This is a genomic window from Paramaledivibacter caminithermalis DSM 15212, from assembly GCF_900142245.1.
GTDB lineage: Bacteria > Bacillota > Clostridia > Peptostreptococcales > Caminicellaceae > Paramaledivibacter > Paramaledivibacter caminithermalis.
In genome coordinates this window covers 48,193-66,300 of sequence record NZ_FRAG01000020.1, presented here as the reverse complement: position 1 = coordinate 66,300, position 18,108 = coordinate 48,193, and the positions used below count along the sequence as shown (strand labels likewise).

Here is an 18,108-nt window from a genome sequence, read left to right as displayed (position 1 = left end):
TAGTATGTTTGTATTTTTCTATAATTTTGTAAGACCTCATTCATCTCTTAATGGTTTAACACCTGCTCAAGTTGCTGGATTAAATCTAAATGATAAAGAGAAGAAAAAATATCCTCTTGTAGCATAATTTTTGCTTGAATTTCGCCTAATTATTTTTTAAATGTTCGTCCTTGAAATTGTCAAGGGCGTGCGTTAGCACGTTCATTTTACCCTTGACAATTTTAAGGACGAACTTTTATCATCCTTCAGGCGAAATTTAAAGCAATCTGAAGTAATTCTATAAAACATTGTACTATTTTTTCATATTAAGTTTACAAAGCCTATGTTTTGATGTGTTGCTTATACACTTCCATCTTAACATAAGAAGCTATTCTCTTTTTATTTTTTTCCTACAATAATTTTACACTAAGATAATGGAGATACCCCATGGACATCTAAGCTTAGTTTTAAAAAACTTCGTATTTGTCTGAGAAGATTTTCCTTGGGAAAACTTGTTTTCTCCGAAACCGCATTAAATCAAGAAATAGCCAAAAATACTTCTGTAAAAGATGCTATACTTTCTATTGCTTCTTAATAGACTCAAGTAATTTTTTGTTGGAGTTTGATTTCTGCAAAACTATAGTTGTTTATCTATAATATGAAATAAAATTAGAAGTCCATTTGTAACTTGAAAAACTGTTTATATCTTCATATGATTCTACTTTGCCCTTAATTGTAACTTTGCTGGTATTACGTCTTATATGTAATTCATATTCTTTAGACCGTAATTTTGCCTCTGGCTTCCTTCAGATGACACCCTTGCTTCTTGGCTAACAACTATATTTCCTTTGGTATTCAGGGCTTTCATCATATAAATTATGCACATGTTAGGCGCACAAAAACAAATCGCTTTTAGCTAACTAAAAGCAATTTGTTTTTGTGAAAATTCAAATATTAAGTTACTGCTGTTTACGATAGCTTAATAGTGTACCACTAAAATAATTTAGAAACTGAAATTTCACATGCAAAGAAACTTCTTCTTCAAAATACTGAAGGATAGGGTTCATCTTCTTGTAGAAAAATATAAATAAAATTCAGAAATTAAAGTAATTACTTTAAAATAGTGCAAACATATATTGACTAAAAGTTATAAATATAGTATTATCTTAAAAAAGAGGTGGTTTTTTGACAATTATCGATAATATATTGAACAATATAGATAAATTAAGTAATAAGCAGAAGATTATAGCAGAATATCTTATTAAGAATAGTGGCAAAGTAGGATTTATGAGTCTCAAAGATATCAGTCAAGAAATAAATGTTTCTGAAGTAACTATATTGAATTTTTGTAAGAGTATTGGCATTAATTCATTTATTCAATTGAAAAAATCCTTTCAACAATTAATAGAAGAACAGCTTTATGTACCAAATGAAATTAAATCTTCTCTTCAAGAACTAGATAATTTGAATGATGTTTATAATAATATTATTCAAATACATAAGCTTAATTATGATAGGGCACTTAGCAATAATAATATACAAACCTTTCAGGAAATATCAGATTTGATTAGCAACTCAAATCGTATATATATATGTGGTCAAGGTATATCTAAAGTAATTGCTGAATATTTAAACAATAGGCTAAGACTTATAAATATTGATAGTAAAATAATAGAAGTTGGGGACCTTATGGAAGCAAGTATAGATTTTACAAGGGCTACTGCTGAAGATTGTTTCATTTTAATATCATTTCCTAAATATTCTCAAAACATTGTTAATATTGCTGAATATCTTAATCAAAATAAATTAACATATATAGCTATATCTGACAGTGATGAATCTCCATTAGCTAAAAATTCCAAATATTCTTTAAAAAACTATAGTGAATCCCTAGTTTTTCACAATTTTATATCCTCTACTATCTGTCTAATAGAAATATTAGTTGTAATATTAAGCTTTAATATGAAAAAAAAGCTAATGTTACATTTAGATAATCTAGAGAAAATCCAATCATTATTATCTCAGGATTTAAATAATTAACCGCTGGATAGATAAATCTATTCAGTAAAATAAAAATCTTTGTTAGATAATATATTAACTTGAATACACATTTAAACTGTGTATTTTTAAAAATTAACTTTAGCAAGCTATTGTATTATTGTAACAAAGAAAAATAAAAAAATAGGGGGAATGTAAATGTTTAAAAAAACGACTATACTTTTCTTAATTGTTGTACTTATAGTTTCCTTACTATCAGGCTGTGGTGGGAATACTAATACAGCTAACAGTGGTAATGAGTCCAGCGAAAATGGTAGTGACAATACTCCAAAGGAAGTAATTGTAGGATTAGCTGGGGATGCTTACTCTTTAGACCCATATCCACTAAACGAAACCATAACCAATGCTATAAATAATCATTTATATGATTCATTGGTAGCACCTGATGCAAATTTACAGCCTGAACCTGCCCTTGCAGAGACTTGGGAGATATCAGATGATGCTAAGGTTTGGACATTTAATTTAAGGAAAAATGTTAAATTCCATAATGGAAATGATTTTACAGCAGATGACGTAATTTATTCCTTTGATAGATCAAAAGAAGAAATGTCAGCTTTTAAGTATTGCTTATCTACAGTTGAAAGCTATGAGAAAGTTGATGATTATACTGTAAAGGTTGTATGTAAAGAGCCAAATGCATTACTTCTTGCCCATTTAAAGGATTTAATGATTTTAGATAAAGAAACATGTGAAGATCAAAATGATGAATGGATTGCATTAAATCCTAATGGTACTGGTAGATATAAATTTGTTGAACATGTCAGAGGAGATAAAATTGTATTTGAAAGAAATAACGATTTTTGGGGTGAGCTACCTGATGTAGAAAAGGTAACATTTAAACCTATCACTAATGAAGGTACACGTACAGCAAATATGGTTTCAGGTTCTGTTGACTTTATAGCTGATGTCCCTGTTAGGGATATACATATGCTAGAGTCAAAGGATAATATACAAATTGTATCTCAACCTAGTTTGAGGGTAATATATCTTAATTTAGCAGGTTGGACAGATACTCCAAGTAAAGATGCAAATATGCCACTGAAATCTCCAGATGGTTCTAATCCATTTAAAAATATTAAAGTAAGAGAAGCAATGTATCGTGCAATAAATGAAGATGAAATCGTTGAAAAGATAATGAATGGCTATGCAACACCTGCTGCAACTTATATTCCTGACGGATTTAATGGTCATAATCCAAATATAAAAAGATTAGATTACGATCCTGAATTAGCAGAGAAGCTCCTCGATGAAGCAGGTTATCCAAGACAAGATGATGGGTATAGATTTGAAGTTACTCTAGATGCTCCTAATGACAGATATATAAATGATGGTGAAATTGCAACGGCAGTTGCTGGATATTTTGAAAAAGTAGGTATAAAAGTTAACTTAAATCTAATGTCAAGAACTATCTTCTTCAAATATATAAGTGCATCTAATAGAGAAGGAGATAATACACATCTATGTATGACTGGATGGGCTGATAGTGGTGGAGAAAGTGCCCTTATGGGATTAGATCTTGTATATAGCATGTCACAGGATGGATATATAAAAGAAGGTTATGGTGGGGTTAATAGAGGATATTATCAAAACCCAGAGGTAGATAAACTAGTAGACAAAGCTATATCAACAGCTGATCCTAGTGAAAGAGATAAGATAATGCAAGAAGTATGGAAGCTTGCAGCAGATGACATATCATATATACCTCTTCATTTCCAACAAGATATATATGCCCATAGCAAGGATATAAAATATCATCCTAGAAAAGACAATTATATACATGCTTGGGATATGGAGTTTGTTAAATAAAATTATAAGGGAAGGATTTTTTCCTTTCCTTTATTAAATTTATTGTATAAATATACAATATTTTAAATTACTTATTAACAGAGAGGGTGATAACATGCTTAGATATTTATCCACAAGGGTATCTCAACTTATTTTGGTATTATTTGCAGTATCTATATTGGTATTTATATTTACAAGTGTTATGGGAAACCCAGTATATTTAATGGTTAGAGAAAATGCAACAGAAGCAGAAATTCAAGCTGCCATAGAATATCTAGGATTGGACAAGCCGCTTCCAGTTCAATATGGCATATTTATAAAAAATGCCCTTAAAGGGGATTTCGGTAAGTCATACATATATCATCAACCTGCATTAGGTCTAATAATGGAAAGATTTCCAGCTACTTTAGAGCTTGTTTTTATAGCTATGTTATTGTCAGCATTGATTGGTATTCCTTTAGGTGTATTGTCGGGAGCATATCCCAATAAAATATCCAGCAAAGCAATCATGACTTTATCAATTGCAGGTATATCCTTACCCTCATTTTGGATTGGTATGGTAATGATATTTTTCTTTAGTCTTACCCTAGGGATACTTCCTGTATCGGGCCGGGGAGATATTGGAACTATCTTAGGGCTTCAAACTAGTCTTGCTACAACTAACGGCTTGAGGCATTTAGTTTTACCCTCATTAACCCTTGCATTGGCAAATATAGCTACGATTATTCGTTTAACTCGCGCTGGAATGCAAGAAAATATTAGACAGGATTACGTAAAATTTGCTAGAGCAAAGGGAGTTTCTAGTAGAAAGGTTTTATTTGGTCATGCATTGAAAAATACATTAATACCAGTAGTTACTATATTTGGTCTTCAACTCGGTTCCCTTATAGCATTTACAACTATAACAGAAACAATATTTGCTTGGCCAGGAATGGGTAAATTACTGATTGATGCTATTAATAGTGCCGATAGACCTATAGTAGCTGCTTATGTTTTGTTTGTTGCTGTCATGTTTGTATTTATAAATTTTATTGTAGACATTCTTTATACCTTTATAGATCCTAGAATAGATTTAAAATAATTAAAAGGTAGGTGATAATATGAGTATTCAAGTTGAAACCTCTAATAAAAGCCAAGAAAAAGTTAATAAATGGAAATCATTTTTAGAATCAGAATTCTTTCATAATTATAAAAAATCCCCTACTGCAATTATTGGATCTATTATAGTTATCGTTGTACTTTTAATTGCTATATTAGGTCCATTTTTTACAGTACAAAATCCCTATGATATGTCCAATATAGATTTAAATAATGCATATAAGCCTCCTGCATGGGATGAAGGAGGAGAAGCAAAATTCTTTTTAGGTACTGACCAGCAAGGAAGGGATATTTTTAGTGCTATTGTATACGGTAGTAGAGTTTCTTTGATCATAGGCATAGCAGGAACATTTTTAGCTAGTGCCATAGGTATAGTATTAGGGCTTATAGCAGGATATTTTGGAGGTAAGATCGATGCAATAATTATGCGTATAGCTGATATACAGCTTTCTTTTCCCACCATGCTTATTGCAATATTTTTAATGTCCTTCATTGGTAGAGGTATAACCAATATACTAATAGCATTGTCTTTAGTAGGATGGGTAAGATATGCAAGAACCGTAAGGGGTGAAACCCTTTCTGTAAAAAAGAAAGAGTTTATAGAAGCTACGAAGGTTATTGGTCTTCCAAATTTTAAAATTATATTTAAACATGTACTCCCAAATGTTTTTACATCCATTATAGTATTATCAACTATTCAAGTAGGTTCTTTTATTCTAACAGAAGCAACTTTAAGTTTTTTAGGATTGGGGGTTCCTGTTACTAGACCTTCATTGGGTATGCTTTGTAACAATGGTTTTAATGTATTGTATAGCGGATTATGGTGGGTATCTATTTTCCCAGGATTATATATTATGATTATTGTTTTTGGCATAAATCTACTGGGAGATTTTTTAAGGGACGAATTAAATCCTAAGCTGAAATAAAGGGGTGATACAATGAAGAAAAAATTATTACAAGTAAATAATTTAAGAACCTATTTTCATACATTTAAAGGAACGGTAAAGGCTGTAGATAATATAAGCTTTGATATAGATGAAGGAGAAATATTAGGTGTTGTAGGAGAATCAGGCGGCGGAAAATCCATTACTGGATTTTCAATAATAAAGCTTATAGATGAGCCGGGAAAAATAGAAACCGGAGAAATAATATTTGATGGACAGGATTTAATGAAAAAATCTGAAAGCCAAATGAACGAAATTAGAGGCAAAGATATTTCAATGGTTTTCCAGGACCCTATGACATCATTAAATCCAGTATATACCATAGGAGAGCAAATGGAGGAAGTTTTAATACTCCATGAAAAATTAACAAAGGATCAAAGAAAAAAAAGGTGTATCGAGCTTTTAAAAGCCGTTGGTATTTCAAATCCTGAAAGCAGATTGAAAAGTTATCCCCATCAATTCAGTGGTGGCATGAGGCAGAGGGTAGTTATAGCCATAGCCCTTGCAGCAAACCCAAAGCTTATAATAGCTGATGAACCAACAACTGCTTTAGATGTTACCATACAAGCACAAATTTTAAGACTTATGACAAATCTTGTAAAGGAACAAGGATGTTCTTTGATGCTAATTACCCATGACCTAGCTGTAGTATCTGAAATAGCAGACAGGATAAATGTTATGTATTGTGGCAAAATCGTAGAGACAGGATCTTCAAAGAGTATTGTAGAAAAATTTAAACATCCATATACTAAAGGATTAATAAGCTCAATACCTGACCTCGATAAGGATAAAGATAGACTGGAAACTATTCCTGGTATTGTACCCAATATGTTTAACCTTCCTAAGGGATGTAATTTTTCTCCCAGATGTAAATATTGTAAAGATATTTGTAAGGAAAAGGAACCTGAACTTGTAAAGGTGGATGAAAAACACTATGTTGCATGTCATTTCCCATTAAGAGAGGGGGAAAAATAAATGGAAAAAATTCTCGAAGTAAAAAATTTAGAACAAAGATTTGATCTCAATAAGGGTATTTTGGATAAAATCAAATTTAAAAATGGAAAATTTATCAAAGAAGAAAGAATTGTAAATGCAGTAAATAATATAAGCTTTTCTATTGATAAAGGAAAAGTTTTTAGTTTAGTTGGAGAATCCGGCTGTGGAAAATCCACAACTGCAAGAACAATTATTAAACTTATTGATCCTAAAGGTGGAAATATTAGGTTTGATGGGAAAGATATAACTAATCTTACTGGAAACGAAATGCTCAAATATAGAAAGAAAATGCAAATGATATTTCAAGACCCATATGCTTCCTTGAACCCACGGCAAAGGGTATTAGATATATTAACGGAGCCAATGCTATTTCATCAAGTTGTAAGTTCTAAAAGTGAAGCAATGGAAAAGGCCTTTGAAATACTAAAAAAGGTAGGTATAAGGTCTGAACAAGCCACAAGATATCCCCATCAATTCAGTGGTGGGCAAAGGCAAAGAATTGGTATAGCAAGGGCTTTAGCTGTGGAACCAGAATTTATAATAGCAGATGAACCTGTTTCAGCCCTTGATGTATCTATTCAGGCTCAAATACTGAATTTAATGATGGATTTAAAGGAAGAATATAATTTTTCTTATTTATTTATAGCCCATGATTTATCAGTTGTAAAACACATAAGTGATGATCTAGGAGTTATGTATTTAGGTAAAATAGTAGAAAAAGGTAGTAAAAAACATATATTTAATAATCCTTTACATCCATATACTAAAGCATTATTTTCTGCTGTGCCTAAATTATCAGGTACAAATTTAAAAAACTCAAAAAATGTTCAAGGAGAAATTCCCAGTGCAATAAACTTACCCTCAGGATGTTATTTCCATGAACGATGTCCCTATGCAAAGCCAATATGCTCTAAAGAAATGCCTATAGAGAAAGAAGTAGAAAAGGGACATTGTGTATTATGTCATCAATATTAAATTTAAGAGGTGTAAATCCAATGATATTAAAACAGCAAATTTGTGATGAAATAGAAAATATCGAAAAAGAATTAGTAGATTTAAGTAAAAAAATTCATGAAAAGCCAGAGCTTGCTTTTCATGAATACAGTGCAGCAAAAAATATATTACTATTATTAGAAAAACACGGGTTTAATATAAAAAAAGGCATAGCAAATTTAGAAACAGCATTTAGAGCTGAATATAATGGTAAGGGCAAGGGACCTACAATAGCTTTTTTAGCAGAATATGACGCCTTACCGGAAATAGGTCATGGTTGTGGCCATAATTTAATAGGAACAATGTCTGTAGGTGCTGCCATAGGCTTAAGCAAAATAGCAGATAAAATCGATGGAAAAATTGTAGTATTGGGAACACCGGGAGAAGAAGGAGGCGGAGGTAAGGTCATAATGGTCAATGAAGGTGTATTTGATGATATTGACTATGCAATGATGATACACCCCAGCACTTCAAATATTATATGTAGAGGAGGTTTAGCTACTAGAAAGCTTACAATAGAATATCATGGCAAATCAGCCCACTCATCTTCACCAGAGGATGGAATAAATGCTTTACAGGCCGTAATAAATACATTTAATTTCATAGACCATATAAGAGCTATACTTCCTCTAAAATCAAATATAAATGGGATAATAACAAATGGAGGAAACGCGCCTAATGTTATTCCAGATTATGCATCATGCTCATTTAGTGTAAGGGCTGATACTGTTAGTGATTTAAAAATAGTTGTAGAGCATATAGAGCACATTGTCAAAACTATAGAAAAACTTATGGGGGTAAAGGCTGATATTAGTAAAACCCTTATTTATACAGAGAGGTATCCAAACAAAATTATAGCCGAAAAACTTAAGGAAAATATAGCACAATTTGGTGAAGTTATGAATTATCCAAAACCAAATATGAAATATGGCTCATCGGATATAGGAAATGTTAGTCTCATAGTACCATCTATACATTCATATTTAAAAATAGCAGAGCCAGGTACTATTAGTCACTCAATTGATTTTACTAAGGCAGCCATAACTGATGATGCACATATTCAAATGATAAAAGGAGCCAAAGCCCTAGCTTTAACAGGATTTGATATATTTAGTGACGAAAAATTGAGACAAGATATATATGAAGAATTTCACAGAACTGTACCAAAATATAATAAATCCGATTTAGAATAAAAGAAGATGTCCAGAAATAGTATATTGGGTTAATTGAGTATCTATTCCATCTTATTTTTATCATACTGACACATAAGCCATGATATAATAAATAGGTTGAGGGATAACGTTATTAATATAACCGAAAATAAAAATTCGCTTATAAATGAAGTCCCCATCCTATTTAAATTTGTTATTCTTTTGTTTATATCCATGAATTCATGGTATTTCTTTATTCCATTTCTAAAATCATCTGAAAACGTTGCCAAAACAAATTCTAATTCTACTAAGTTATCATCTTCTCCTCTAGTATAGACACCCTGACTGCTCCCTTTTAATCTATTCTTGATTTTCTTGCCATTTTTTTTGCTCCTTATTTTTCTTTAATTTGTATATTATGTATTATAATTTTGATTCTAATGTAAAAAGTCATTTATGAACATTTTTTTTGGAACCGTTTACTTGTATTCTTGCAAAATATCAAAGTTGAACATTAAAAACTTAACAATTATACAAGTTTGAGCGGTTATTTTGTATAAAAAACTAAATTTTGGACTTTTTGCACCAAAATCAATTTTATATTAGATAAGGGAATATTTTAAGTTTGACCTTTTTTATGCAAAAATTCTATCATTTAACATTCTCTAAAAATATGTTATACTGTTTTTACATAGTATAGATATTAATAATTAAAATAAGAAGGTAGTGAATGGATGAATATTCAACAGTTTCATTCTATATTTTTACTGGTAATGCTATTGAATATGTCATCTAAATATATTATACGAGGACGGATTCCTATGAAATATAACAAAATATTAATTATAATAGTTGTATTTTTAATAATTTTTATATCGTGTTTTTATTTTACAACATCAAGTAAATATAGTAAAAATTACTACCAATTAATAGGTTCAGCAATTAATGAGATTAATATAGATATAGAACGATTAAATCATTCAGATAATTTATATGCTACTTTGATTTCTTTAACAGAAATTAAGCAAAATTGCTTGATGGCTGCTAGATTTATTTCCCATCAAGAAAAGAAAAATAATGAACTTGCTATTGGCGACCTATTAGGATATATGTTTAATTATATTGATGATATAGAAACTGAGGAAATAAATGAACAGTTAATAAAAAATGTTGTTAATGAATTATCACAAGTAAATACAATATTTTCAAGGGTTAATATAAGTATCCTTGAGGATAAAGATGAATACTTCAAACTTTTGGTAAAAGAACTAGATATAAATATTAAGAGATATCCAAAAAATGAAATATTAAATGCATACTCAGACAGAATGGTTCCTGAAGCCTATAAATAGAAGTGGTACTAAGTAAAACTGTCACTGTCACCTAGTGGAGAAAAAGGGGTCAGGCTTGAATTATTCTGAGGAGTTTCACAGAACTGTACCAAAATATAATAAATCTGATTTAGAATAAAAGAAGATGTCCAGAAGTAGTATATTGGGTTTATTGAGTACCTATTTCATCTTATTTTTATCATACTGACACATAAGCCATGATATAATAAATAGGTTGAGGGATAATGTTATTAATATAACCGAAAATAAAAATTCGCTTATAAATGAAATCCCCATCCTATTTAAATTTGTTATTCTTATATATTCTACTGGAACTAAAAATAAAAGTACGAAATAAAAGATATTTAATCTTTTCCAAAAACTATATTTATTCTTATCCAATAGGCTATAAGCTCCGATGGCTAAAAGAACAACTAAAAGTCTAAAAAATGCCAATGTCATATAAACCACTCCCTTGCATTTAAAAATCTATCTTGAAATACATATTGACATTAACTATATCTCTAGGTATGCCCTGAACTTAATCTTTTGTTTTACTCTAAAAATTCTCCTATAGAAAGTTGTTTTTCTCTATTTTTATTAGTTAAAGTTTTCCATGTTATATTTATTTTATATGATTTTAAGATGTTTCTTAAATCTGTTTTAGATAAATTGCTTGAGTCATATATAATATATCTTTCAATCTCGGTTTTATTAAAACTTACTTTTCTATTTGTATATCCCCCACCCTCTATTACTTTATTATTACTATCTTTATAAAGTTCAATGGTTTCAGGAATATCTATAGTGGTTTTATATATAAAAAAGTTATCCCTTATATTTACATTAATATAAAGTTTTTTTAGATTTTCCTTAGTATATTGAAAGTTCCTTTTTATGTTATTATATTGTTTTTGAGAAACATTATCTATATTAACTAATACTTTGACATCAGGTGGCATATCATTAAAACTTATTATCATAATTAATATAAAAAATAGAATAAATATAATTAAAAAAATAGCTCTTTTCATAAAGCACCTCTTTCAATATTTTTTTATAACATTTAGCTTAACTTAAAACGCTTTATTCTACTTTGTTTTAAAATATAAATTTTACTTGCAAATCTACAAAATCATTCTATATACAAAAAGAATTTGCCCTAACTTTTATCAAGTGAGAAACTTGCATAATTAACACTAATAATTTTGAAATACAATATGCAGATAGCTTTCTTGACTCTCTCTACTACATTTTGTATTGAAAAATTCTTTAAATGTATTATGCAATTTCCTCAAGTATTTATTTACTCCTTAAAAAATTAGGATTTAATACTATCAGTAATCCTTATTATGTGAATTTAAAGCTAAGTCTTAGACAATATTGTCTAAGACTTAGCTTTAAATTTTATAAAGTTAATACCAGAATGTTGTATAAGAAAATTTATCCCAATTTTTATAGTCTGGCTTAATATCTAATGATGGAGGATTAGAAATGCTTACTGAATAATTCAAGCTACTATAAGTATGAAAATATGTGAATTTGACATTTCCCTGTAAGTTTTGTTTTTGATTTTGTCTTACATCTGCAAATACCCAACCACATTTAAGAGGACTTACTCCATTATAATATTTGTATTTAGCTACATATCCTCTACTAGTTTTCATGTCTTCTTCTCCAGAAGTTGTTTCTCTATCTATCCAATCATAAGCTACTTGATCTCCTTTGTATAAAGCTAATCCTCCATCCCAAGTAATACCAGCAAAATCATATTCTCCTGGTGCTGGATCTTGTCCATTCCATTCAAACCAGCCCATAAAACTATAATCTACAGGATATGATGAACCTTCTCTAGTATTATCAAGAACATATAATTCTAAAGTTAATGAATTTTCACTTATACTTTTTGCGGAAATTAGAGAATCTTTTATATTTTGTGTCTTAATCTCCTCTTTTGGATCTATTGGTACCAAACGCCCATTAGCATCTTTTTTTAGTTCAACAACTCTTTTTTCTATTCTTAAAAGTCTTTTTCCGTTATTAAAAGCTTTTTCTAAAACTTCTCTTTTTGCTCTAGGCATCGAAGCTAGCTCTTCTTTAGAAATCTTTATATGTTTACTATCTGCATAACTAATATAACACACACTAATAGCCATAGTTAATACTAAAATTAAACTAATTATTTTTTTCATTTTTGGTTTCCCCCCTAAACATTTTAATTGTAGTTTAAATACGTTAAATAAGAATTCATACAAATTCTAAGCTTATTAGAAAAAACTATTAAACAATTATCGATAATTATTTTATTAATTGTCTGATCAGAAATCTTACATATATTATATATATATATAGTATTGTCAACCTTTTATTTCCATTTATTGTTTATTTTTGCATTATCAATGCATAAAAATGGGAAACAGATTCTAAATAAAGACCTATTTCCCATTACAAATTAGTATTTTAATTTACTGATAATCAACAAAAAATCAAATATTTATTACTCATTCCTCCTAGGCGGTCTAGGTCCAAAATATTGATAATAATAGCATTTGATACGGCCATTATAAAGCTTTCTGTTCTTATTGGCTTTTTTCCCAAAGGCTTCTTGGAATCCTTCATGGGAGGTAAGTATATAGTAAGACCATGTATCCAGACCTGAAAAAACCCTTCCCATCTCTTTGTAAAGCTTCTCTACTTCCTTTTTTTCACTTAGTCTTTCTCCATAGGGTGGATTGCATATTATGTATCCGTACTTCTTCTTTGAGCTTAGCTGACTTACAGGTCTTTTTTGAAAGTGAATACAATCGTCTACCCCTGCTTCGATTGAATTTTCCATGGCTATCTTTGCCACTCTTCCGTCTATATCATATCCATAGATATCTAAATCCTTGTCATATTCTATGGCTTTATAGGCTTCCTTTTTAGTTTTTTTCCACAAATCCTCAGATATAAAATCCCATTTTTCCGATATAAAGCTTCTATTTAATCCTGGTGCTATATTTCTTCCAATCATAGCAGCTTCTATAGCAATAGTTCCTGATCCACATAAAGGATCAATAAGTGTTCTATCTGATCTCCATCTACTTATCTTTATCATGGCTGCCGCTAAAGTCTCCTTTAGTGGTGCTTCACCTTGAGCTTCTCTATATCCCCTCTTATGAAGCCCAGCTCCACTTGTATCTATTGATACTGTTACTTTATCCTTTAAACTAGATACCATTATGGGATATTCAGCTCCTGTTTCCTCAAACCAGTCCTTAAAATAAATTTCCTTCATTTTTTCAACTATAGCCTTTTTTGATATGGCTTGGATATCCGATAGACTAAAGAGCTGTGATTTCACAGATTTTGCATTAACAGGAAACCTAGCATCTACTGGAAGATAATTTTCCCAAGGTAAAGCCTTTACCTGCTGAAAGAGCTCTTCAAAGCTTGTAGCCTTAAACTCTCCCACCTTCAGATACACTCTATCAGCGCATCTAAGCCATAGATTAGTCTCACATATAGATTCCTCGTTTCCAATAAATGTTACTTTCCCATTTTCCACTGCAACATTATCATATCCTAATTCCTTTAACTCTCTAGCAACAATTGACTCTATTCCAAATGTAGAAGTAGCTATAAGTTCAAGTTTTGCCATTTTATCTCTCCTATTATTGTACTTAATTTTTATATATGTAACTCGTTATGCTATATAAATCGCGAAAATGATTTTACATGAAACGAATTAAATTTTCGCGATAAACATTAATGTAACAGAAGCGCACAAAATTTAAACTGAAAAATCTTTTGTGGGTTCTATATAGTAAATAAAATATTTCTATATTATAGATTTCCAATAGTAAAACTTAATTTATGCATATCAAAATATCCAAAGCTTTTGGGGATTTTTGATGTGTATAAATTAATTGTTTTACTGGAATATCTATATTATACATAATAAAGCTTCAGTAATAAATAATGGTATCCTTCTTTATCTTCACTCCTTTTCTAAAAAGCTTAAATTGTATATTGCAATATACATTAAAAATATAAAAAAACCAAACATAAATGTGAATTTCATTGATAATATATTTATACTTTCTAATATTCTTTTAAACAAGTTAACTGGACTAGATATAATTTCCCAGCTATTGAGACGAAGGAATCTTCCTAAATATATGGCAAATCCACTCAATATAGAAACAACAAATACAAATATCCAGCCCATTACTTTTGTAGATTTTTCTTCTATTATCTTGTGTACACTATATAAAGAAATGTGACCCAATATATATCCAGTAAATACAAAAAGCATGACAAGAATAAAATCATACCACATTATAAAGCTTGAACTAAAGCTATATGCATCATTATATATAGAATAATAATTGTAATTACTCAAATGAATTATATCGGTTACTATATAGGGGGCATTTGGAAAGAATATGAGCCAACAGAATCCTAAAGCCAATAAGTATATTGTTTTTTTAGTACTATATTTTTGAATTCTATCTATATAATTCATTGCTAAAGATAGAAGTAATGGTATCCATGCTAAAAAAAGATTCCATATAAGAAAGGCAAATCTTATACTTTTTTGATTAAGTATTCTAAAAGCTATCATAATAAAACCAATTATAGAAAGCGCTCCTAAGACTTTTATTATTGGACTTAAGCTTAACTTTATCTTTCTTTCTCTTGTCATAATATCTCCTTATCTTATATTGTTTTTCTCTTATTTTTTATTTTTATCCAATGAATCTTTCTATCCTTTATAAATCCAACTTTGATGATTAAATTCATTTGATTCTGATATTTTAATCAATCTCAAGTCCCATGACATAAACATCATGGAATTCACCTTTATGATAGAAGAATCTTGAAATAGCTCCTTCCTTTACAAAGCCCAGCTTGGTATACAATGCTATAGCTTTTGTATTATCTGCCTTTACCTTTAAGTTAATCTTTCTAATTATACCAGAGTCCTTTGCCCATTTAATTAAGCAATTTATTAAAGTTTTTCCAACTCCTAGTCCCCAATATTTTTTTAATACAGTTATGCCAAACTCGCCATAATGCTTTATTCTTGAACGATTCCCTCCAGAAAATGTTAAGCAGCTTATTATTTCCCCTCGATATTCAGCAATCAAAAATAAACTGTTTTTACTTTTTCTACATTCTTCTATAAATCTTACTTCCTCCTCCAGTGTAGTATTAAATTCTCCCTCACCAAAGGTTAAATTATCACTTTCACAAGCAACCCTTTTAATATACTGCAATACCCTGTCGGCATCTTTTCCATTTCCTTCTCTTACTATCATAATCTTACCATCTTTTAATCTATATTTTTTCAATGCAATCTCTCCTAAGCAGCCCTCCAAAGCCAACGCTATAGAATTGCTTTGTTATGATAGGGCTTTACTTTTTATAGAATTTTATTCTATAAATATAAACTTAATACCTTTATTTATATATTTGGGTAATTAACTACCTATATTAATCCTCCAAGCTAGTCAATGAAATATTAAAACTCTCGCAACAGAAACTAGCTTGGCGGGCTATATTAGTTATTTTTTATTAAAAGCCACACTTTTCTTTTCTCTAAATATTAGATAAATACTAGCTAGCTTAGCAGATATCAATCCAAGTACGATTCCACCTAAAATATCTGAAGGATAATGAACTAATAAGTAAATCCTCGAAAAAGCTATTAAAATACCTAATAGTGCTAATGGAATTATCACTATCTTATTATCAATAACTTTTATAAATGCGGCCACTGCTGCAAAGGAAGATGCAGTATGACCCGATGGAAAAGAATATGAGATAGGCTTAGGGATTAATAATTTAATGCTGGTAATTTCCATAAAGGGTCTTGATCTGCCAATAATATTCTTTAATAATAGTTCTCCTAAAACTGCACTTATGATTAAAGAATATATGCCTAAAATTCCTGCTTTTCTGTATTTCTTACTAATTAACATAATTATAGATATGATAATCCATACTAGCCCTATATTGCCTAATGAAGTAATAAAGGGCATAATTTTATCTAAAAATGAATTATGCATATATTTTTGAACGAACTCTATGATAAATCTGTCAACACTTATAATGAAATTGTACATATCTATTATCACTCCTAATATATCCAAAACCGTCTGATGGTGATTTGAAACTTATTGTTTTTCTGTGGATAACATGCTTATTCTCTGTGTTTTATACACATTTTTTCAAATTATCAACAATCTACAATCTTCTAATCATACTCAATTATAAATAATCCTATTAGTCTCTATTTGCTGCATTGTATTATAACCTTTATCACTTCATCAATTCCGTTACCAGCTTTATTAGAATTCATAGCATGAATATAATTTTTTCTATTGCTGTACACCTTTTCTATTGCTTCTAAAATAGATTTCTTGCCTAGCTCTTCCTCCATAATGACATAGCTTAAACCTTGTTTTTCAAATGATTTAGCATTTAATATTTGATCACCACGACTAGCTTTTTTTGATAAAGGTATCAATATATTAGGTTTTCTAAGGGCCAATATTTCGTAAAGAACCGTTGCTCCTGCTCTTGAAATGATTAAATCAGCCATGGCAAATAAATGTGAAAGTTCTTCACTGACATATTCAAATTGCTCATATCCCTTTATACCTTGATAATTTTTATCCACATTTCCCCTTCCACAGATATGACAAACTTGAAACTCCTTAAGGATTGCTTTAATATTTGCCCTGATGCTTTTATTTATTACTTCTGATCCTAAGCTTCCTCCTATAATAAGGATACTAGGCTTTTCATCATCAAAATTACAAATTTCTGTGCCCTTTCTTTTTTCTCCTGAAAAAAGGCTCTCACGAACAGGAATACCTGTCAAAATACCTTTTTCCTTTGAAATGTAGTTTTCTGTTTCAGGAAAGGTATAGCATATCTTTTTGGCAAAGGGAATAGCGATTTTATTTGCCAATCCTGGAGTATAATCTGATTCATGTATTACTATAGGAATCCTATTCATCCACGCTGCCCAAACAACAGGAGATGATACAAAACCTCCTTTGCTAAAAACAATACTTGGTTTTAATCTATTAATTATTGCTAGAGACTGCATAAAACCTTGAGTAATTCTAAAAGTATCCGTCAAATTCTTTATATCTAAATACCTTCTAAGCTTCCCAGCATTAACAATATGGTAGGGTATACCTTCTTTTTCTATTAACTTTCTTTCAATACCTTTTTCAGTTCCTATATAATGAATATCATATCCTAATTTTTTTAATCTAGGAATAAGAGCAATATTTGGAGTTACATGTCCCGCTGTACCTCCACCTGTCATCACAATACGTTTCATAATCAAACACCTCATTTATACTGCTTTTATAAAAATTTAACTATTAGCTATAATACCATGTCTTTTATGCTTCGCATAGGTAAATTTTAAAAAATAACTTAAAAATATTTTTCAATACAATTTGGAATTTTCCTTTTTTTTATACGTATTTTTATAAAAAATACTAAAAAAATTACATGTTTTTATACTACCTTAGGAGTTTTAATATTTGATTTAAGTGATTTTTATGATACATAAGAAATTATAAATCTATTTTCATATTAAGATAATATAAAAAACAGATTTATTACATGAGCAAAAATGAAATATTAAAATCATTGCGACAGAAACTAGCACAACAAATTAATTTAATTTTATTATTAATTTAAAAAGCTATGGTAACATAACTAGGACAATTGAATATGATGTTATTGGGAATAGGAAAAACTCTA

General features: G+C 29.7%; 17 protein-coding genes and 1 pseudogene. 9 read left to right on the top strand and 9 right to left on the bottom strand.

The window, feature by feature from the left end; all coding sequences use genetic code 11:
- The 8 genes and pseudogenes from BUB36_RS19260 to BUB36_RS09535 form a co-directional block, all read left to right on the top strand.
- Positions 1–127 (top strand): annotated as a pseudogene (locus BUB36_RS19260) (IS6 family transposase); the annotation flags it as partial.
- A gap of 1,037 nt (positions 128–1,164) precedes the next feature.
- On the top strand, positions 1,165–2,019 hold the full coding sequence (locus BUB36_RS09565) for a MurR/RpiR family transcriptional regulator (RefSeq protein ID WP_073149375.1): 855 nt from the start codon (positions 1,165–1,167) through the stop codon (positions 2,017–2,019).
- Between the two features lie 156 nt (positions 2,020–2,175).
- A complete protein-coding gene (locus tag BUB36_RS09560; protein ID WP_073149373.1) occupies positions 2,176–3,843 on the top strand; it encodes an ABC transporter substrate-binding protein in 1,668 nt (555 codons plus the stop codon).
- Between the two features lie 94 nt (positions 3,844–3,937).
- Positions 3,938–4,903, top strand: a complete 966-nt coding sequence (locus BUB36_RS09555) for an ABC transporter permease (protein ID WP_073149371.1) — start codon at positions 3,938–3,940, stop codon at positions 4,901–4,903.
- Positions 4,904–4,922: 19 nt separating this feature from the next.
- Entirely contained in the window at positions 4,923–5,846 is a 924-nt protein-coding gene (locus tag BUB36_RS09550) for an ABC transporter permease (protein WP_073149369.1), read from the top strand.
- 12 nt (positions 5,847–5,858) lie between these two features.
- Positions 5,859–6,839 carry an ABC transporter ATP-binding protein gene (locus BUB36_RS09545; protein ID WP_073149367.1) on the top strand — a complete coding sequence of 327 codons (981 nt, stop codon included), beginning with the start codon at positions 5,859–5,861 and terminating at the stop codon, positions 6,837–6,839.
- Positions 6,840–7,835 (top strand): ABC transporter ATP-binding protein, encoded by a 996-nt coding sequence (locus BUB36_RS09540; protein ID WP_073149365.1) that lies wholly within the window; start codon positions 6,840–6,842, stop codon positions 7,833–7,835.
- A complete protein-coding gene (locus tag BUB36_RS09535) occupies positions 7,820–9,046 on the top strand; it encodes an amidohydrolase (RefSeq protein ID WP_242655752.1) in 1,227 nt (408 codons plus the stop codon). Before BUB36_RS09540 ends, BUB36_RS09535 begins: the two co-directional genes overlap by 16 nt.
- A gap of 41 nt (positions 9,047–9,087) precedes the next feature.
- Here BUB36_RS09535 and BUB36_RS09530 read toward each other — a convergent pair whose 3' ends face one another.
- Positions 9,088–9,294 (bottom strand): hypothetical protein, encoded by a 207-nt coding sequence (locus tag BUB36_RS09530; RefSeq protein WP_073149363.1) that lies wholly within the window; start codon positions 9,292–9,294, stop codon positions 9,088–9,090.
- 495 nt (positions 9,295–9,789) lie between these two features.
- On the opposite strand from BUB36_RS09530, the gene BUB36_RS09525 reads away from it, so the two are divergent.
- Positions 9,790–10,356 carry a hypothetical protein gene (locus tag BUB36_RS09525; protein WP_165613062.1) on the top strand — a complete coding sequence of 189 codons (567 nt, stop codon included), beginning with the start codon at positions 9,790–9,792 and terminating at the stop codon, positions 10,354–10,356.
- 159 nt (positions 10,357–10,515) lie between these two features.
- Here BUB36_RS09525 and BUB36_RS09520 read toward each other — a convergent pair whose 3' ends face one another.
- The 8 genes from BUB36_RS09520 to BUB36_RS09485 all read right to left on the bottom strand — a co-directional run bounded on the left by BUB36_RS09520 (position 10,516) and on the right by BUB36_RS09485 (position 17,677).
- Positions 10,516–10,797 (bottom strand): hypothetical protein, encoded by a 282-nt coding sequence (locus tag BUB36_RS09520; protein ID WP_073149359.1) that lies wholly within the window; start codon positions 10,795–10,797, stop codon positions 10,516–10,518.
- 92 nt (positions 10,798–10,889) lie between these two features.
- The gene (locus BUB36_RS09515; RefSeq protein WP_073149357.1) at positions 10,890–11,369 is read right to left on the bottom strand and encodes a hypothetical protein; all 480 of its coding nucleotides are present in this window, start codon (positions 11,367–11,369) and stop codon (positions 10,890–10,892) included.
- Positions 11,370–11,750: 381 nt separating this feature from the next.
- Positions 11,751–12,527, bottom strand: coding sequence for a hypothetical protein (locus BUB36_RS09510; protein ID WP_073149355.1), 777 nt, complete (start codon positions 12,525–12,527; stop codon positions 11,751–11,753).
- Between the two features lie 305 nt (positions 12,528–12,832).
- A complete protein-coding gene (locus BUB36_RS09505) occupies positions 12,833–13,975 on the bottom strand; it encodes a THUMP domain-containing class I SAM-dependent RNA methyltransferase (RefSeq protein WP_073149353.1) in 1,143 nt (380 codons plus the stop codon).
- 339 nt (positions 13,976–14,314) lie between these two features.
- Complete coding sequence (locus tag BUB36_RS09500) at positions 14,315–15,022, bottom strand: DUF1361 domain-containing protein (protein ID WP_073149351.1); 708 nt, start codon at positions 15,020–15,022, stop codon at positions 14,315–14,317.
- Positions 15,023–15,134: 112 nt separating this feature from the next.
- On the bottom strand, positions 15,135–15,671 hold the full coding sequence (locus BUB36_RS09495; protein WP_242655751.1) for a GNAT family N-acetyltransferase: 537 nt from the start codon (positions 15,669–15,671) through the stop codon (positions 15,135–15,137).
- 213 nt (positions 15,672–15,884) lie between these two features.
- Complete coding sequence (locus BUB36_RS09490; RefSeq protein WP_073149349.1) at positions 15,885–16,445, bottom strand: phosphatase PAP2 family protein; 561 nt, start codon at positions 16,443–16,445, stop codon at positions 15,885–15,887.
- A 167-nt stretch (positions 16,446–16,612) separates the two neighbouring features.
- Positions 16,613–17,677, bottom strand: a complete 1,065-nt coding sequence (locus BUB36_RS09485; RefSeq protein WP_073149347.1) for an undecaprenyldiphospho-muramoylpentapeptide beta-N-acetylglucosaminyltransferase — start codon at positions 17,675–17,677, stop codon at positions 16,613–16,615.
- Between the last annotated feature and the right edge of the window lie 431 nt (positions 17,678–18,108).

Excerpts from the sequence above, each read along its gene's own strand:
- BUB36_RS09520 (WP_073149359.1), bottom strand. The coding sequence starts at position 10,797 with ATGACATTGGCATTTTTTAGACTTTTAGTTGTTCTTTTAGCCATCGGA.
- BUB36_RS09490 (WP_073149349.1), bottom strand. The coding sequence starts at position 16,445 with ATGTACAATTTCATTATAAGTGTTGACAGATTTATCATAGAGTTCGTT.
- BUB36_RS09525 (WP_165613062.1), top strand. The coding sequence starts at position 9,790 with ATGTCATCTAAATATATTATACGAGGACGGATTCCTATGAAATATAAC.
- BUB36_RS09550 (WP_073149369.1), top strand. The coding sequence starts at position 4,923 with ATGAGTATTCAAGTTGAAACCTCTAATAAAAGCCAAGAAAAAGTTAAT.
- BUB36_RS09500 (WP_073149351.1), bottom strand. The coding sequence starts at position 15,022 with ATGACAAGAGAAAGAAAGATAAAGTTAAGCTTAAGTCCAATAATAAAA.
- BUB36_RS09485 (WP_073149347.1), bottom strand. The coding sequence starts at position 17,677 with ATGAAACGTATTGTGATGACAGGTGGAGGTACAGCGGGACATGTAACT.
- BUB36_RS09510 (WP_073149355.1), bottom strand. The coding sequence starts at position 12,527 with ATGAAAAAAATAATTAGTTTAATTTTAGTATTAACTATGGCTATTAGT.
- BUB36_RS09505 (WP_073149353.1), bottom strand. The coding sequence starts at position 13,975 with ATGGCAAAACTTGAACTTATAGCTACTTCTACATTTGGAATAGAGTCA.
- BUB36_RS09535 (WP_242655752.1), top strand. The coding sequence starts at position 7,820 with ATGTCATCAATATTAAATTTAAGAGGTGTAAATCCAATGATATTAAAA.
- BUB36_RS09560 (WP_073149373.1), top strand. The coding sequence starts at position 2,176 with ATGTTTAAAAAAACGACTATACTTTTCTTAATTGTTGTACTTATAGTT.
- BUB36_RS09555 (WP_073149371.1), top strand. The coding sequence starts at position 3,938 with ATGCTTAGATATTTATCCACAAGGGTATCTCAACTTATTTTGGTATTA.
- BUB36_RS09545 (WP_073149367.1), top strand. The coding sequence starts at position 5,859 with ATGAAGAAAAAATTATTACAAGTAAATAATTTAAGAACCTATTTTCAT.
- BUB36_RS09515 (WP_073149357.1), bottom strand. The coding sequence starts at position 11,369 with ATGAAAAGAGCTATTTTTTTAATTATATTTATTCTATTTTTTATATTA.
- BUB36_RS09540 (WP_073149365.1), top strand. The coding sequence starts at position 6,840 with ATGGAAAAAATTCTCGAAGTAAAAAATTTAGAACAAAGATTTGATCTC.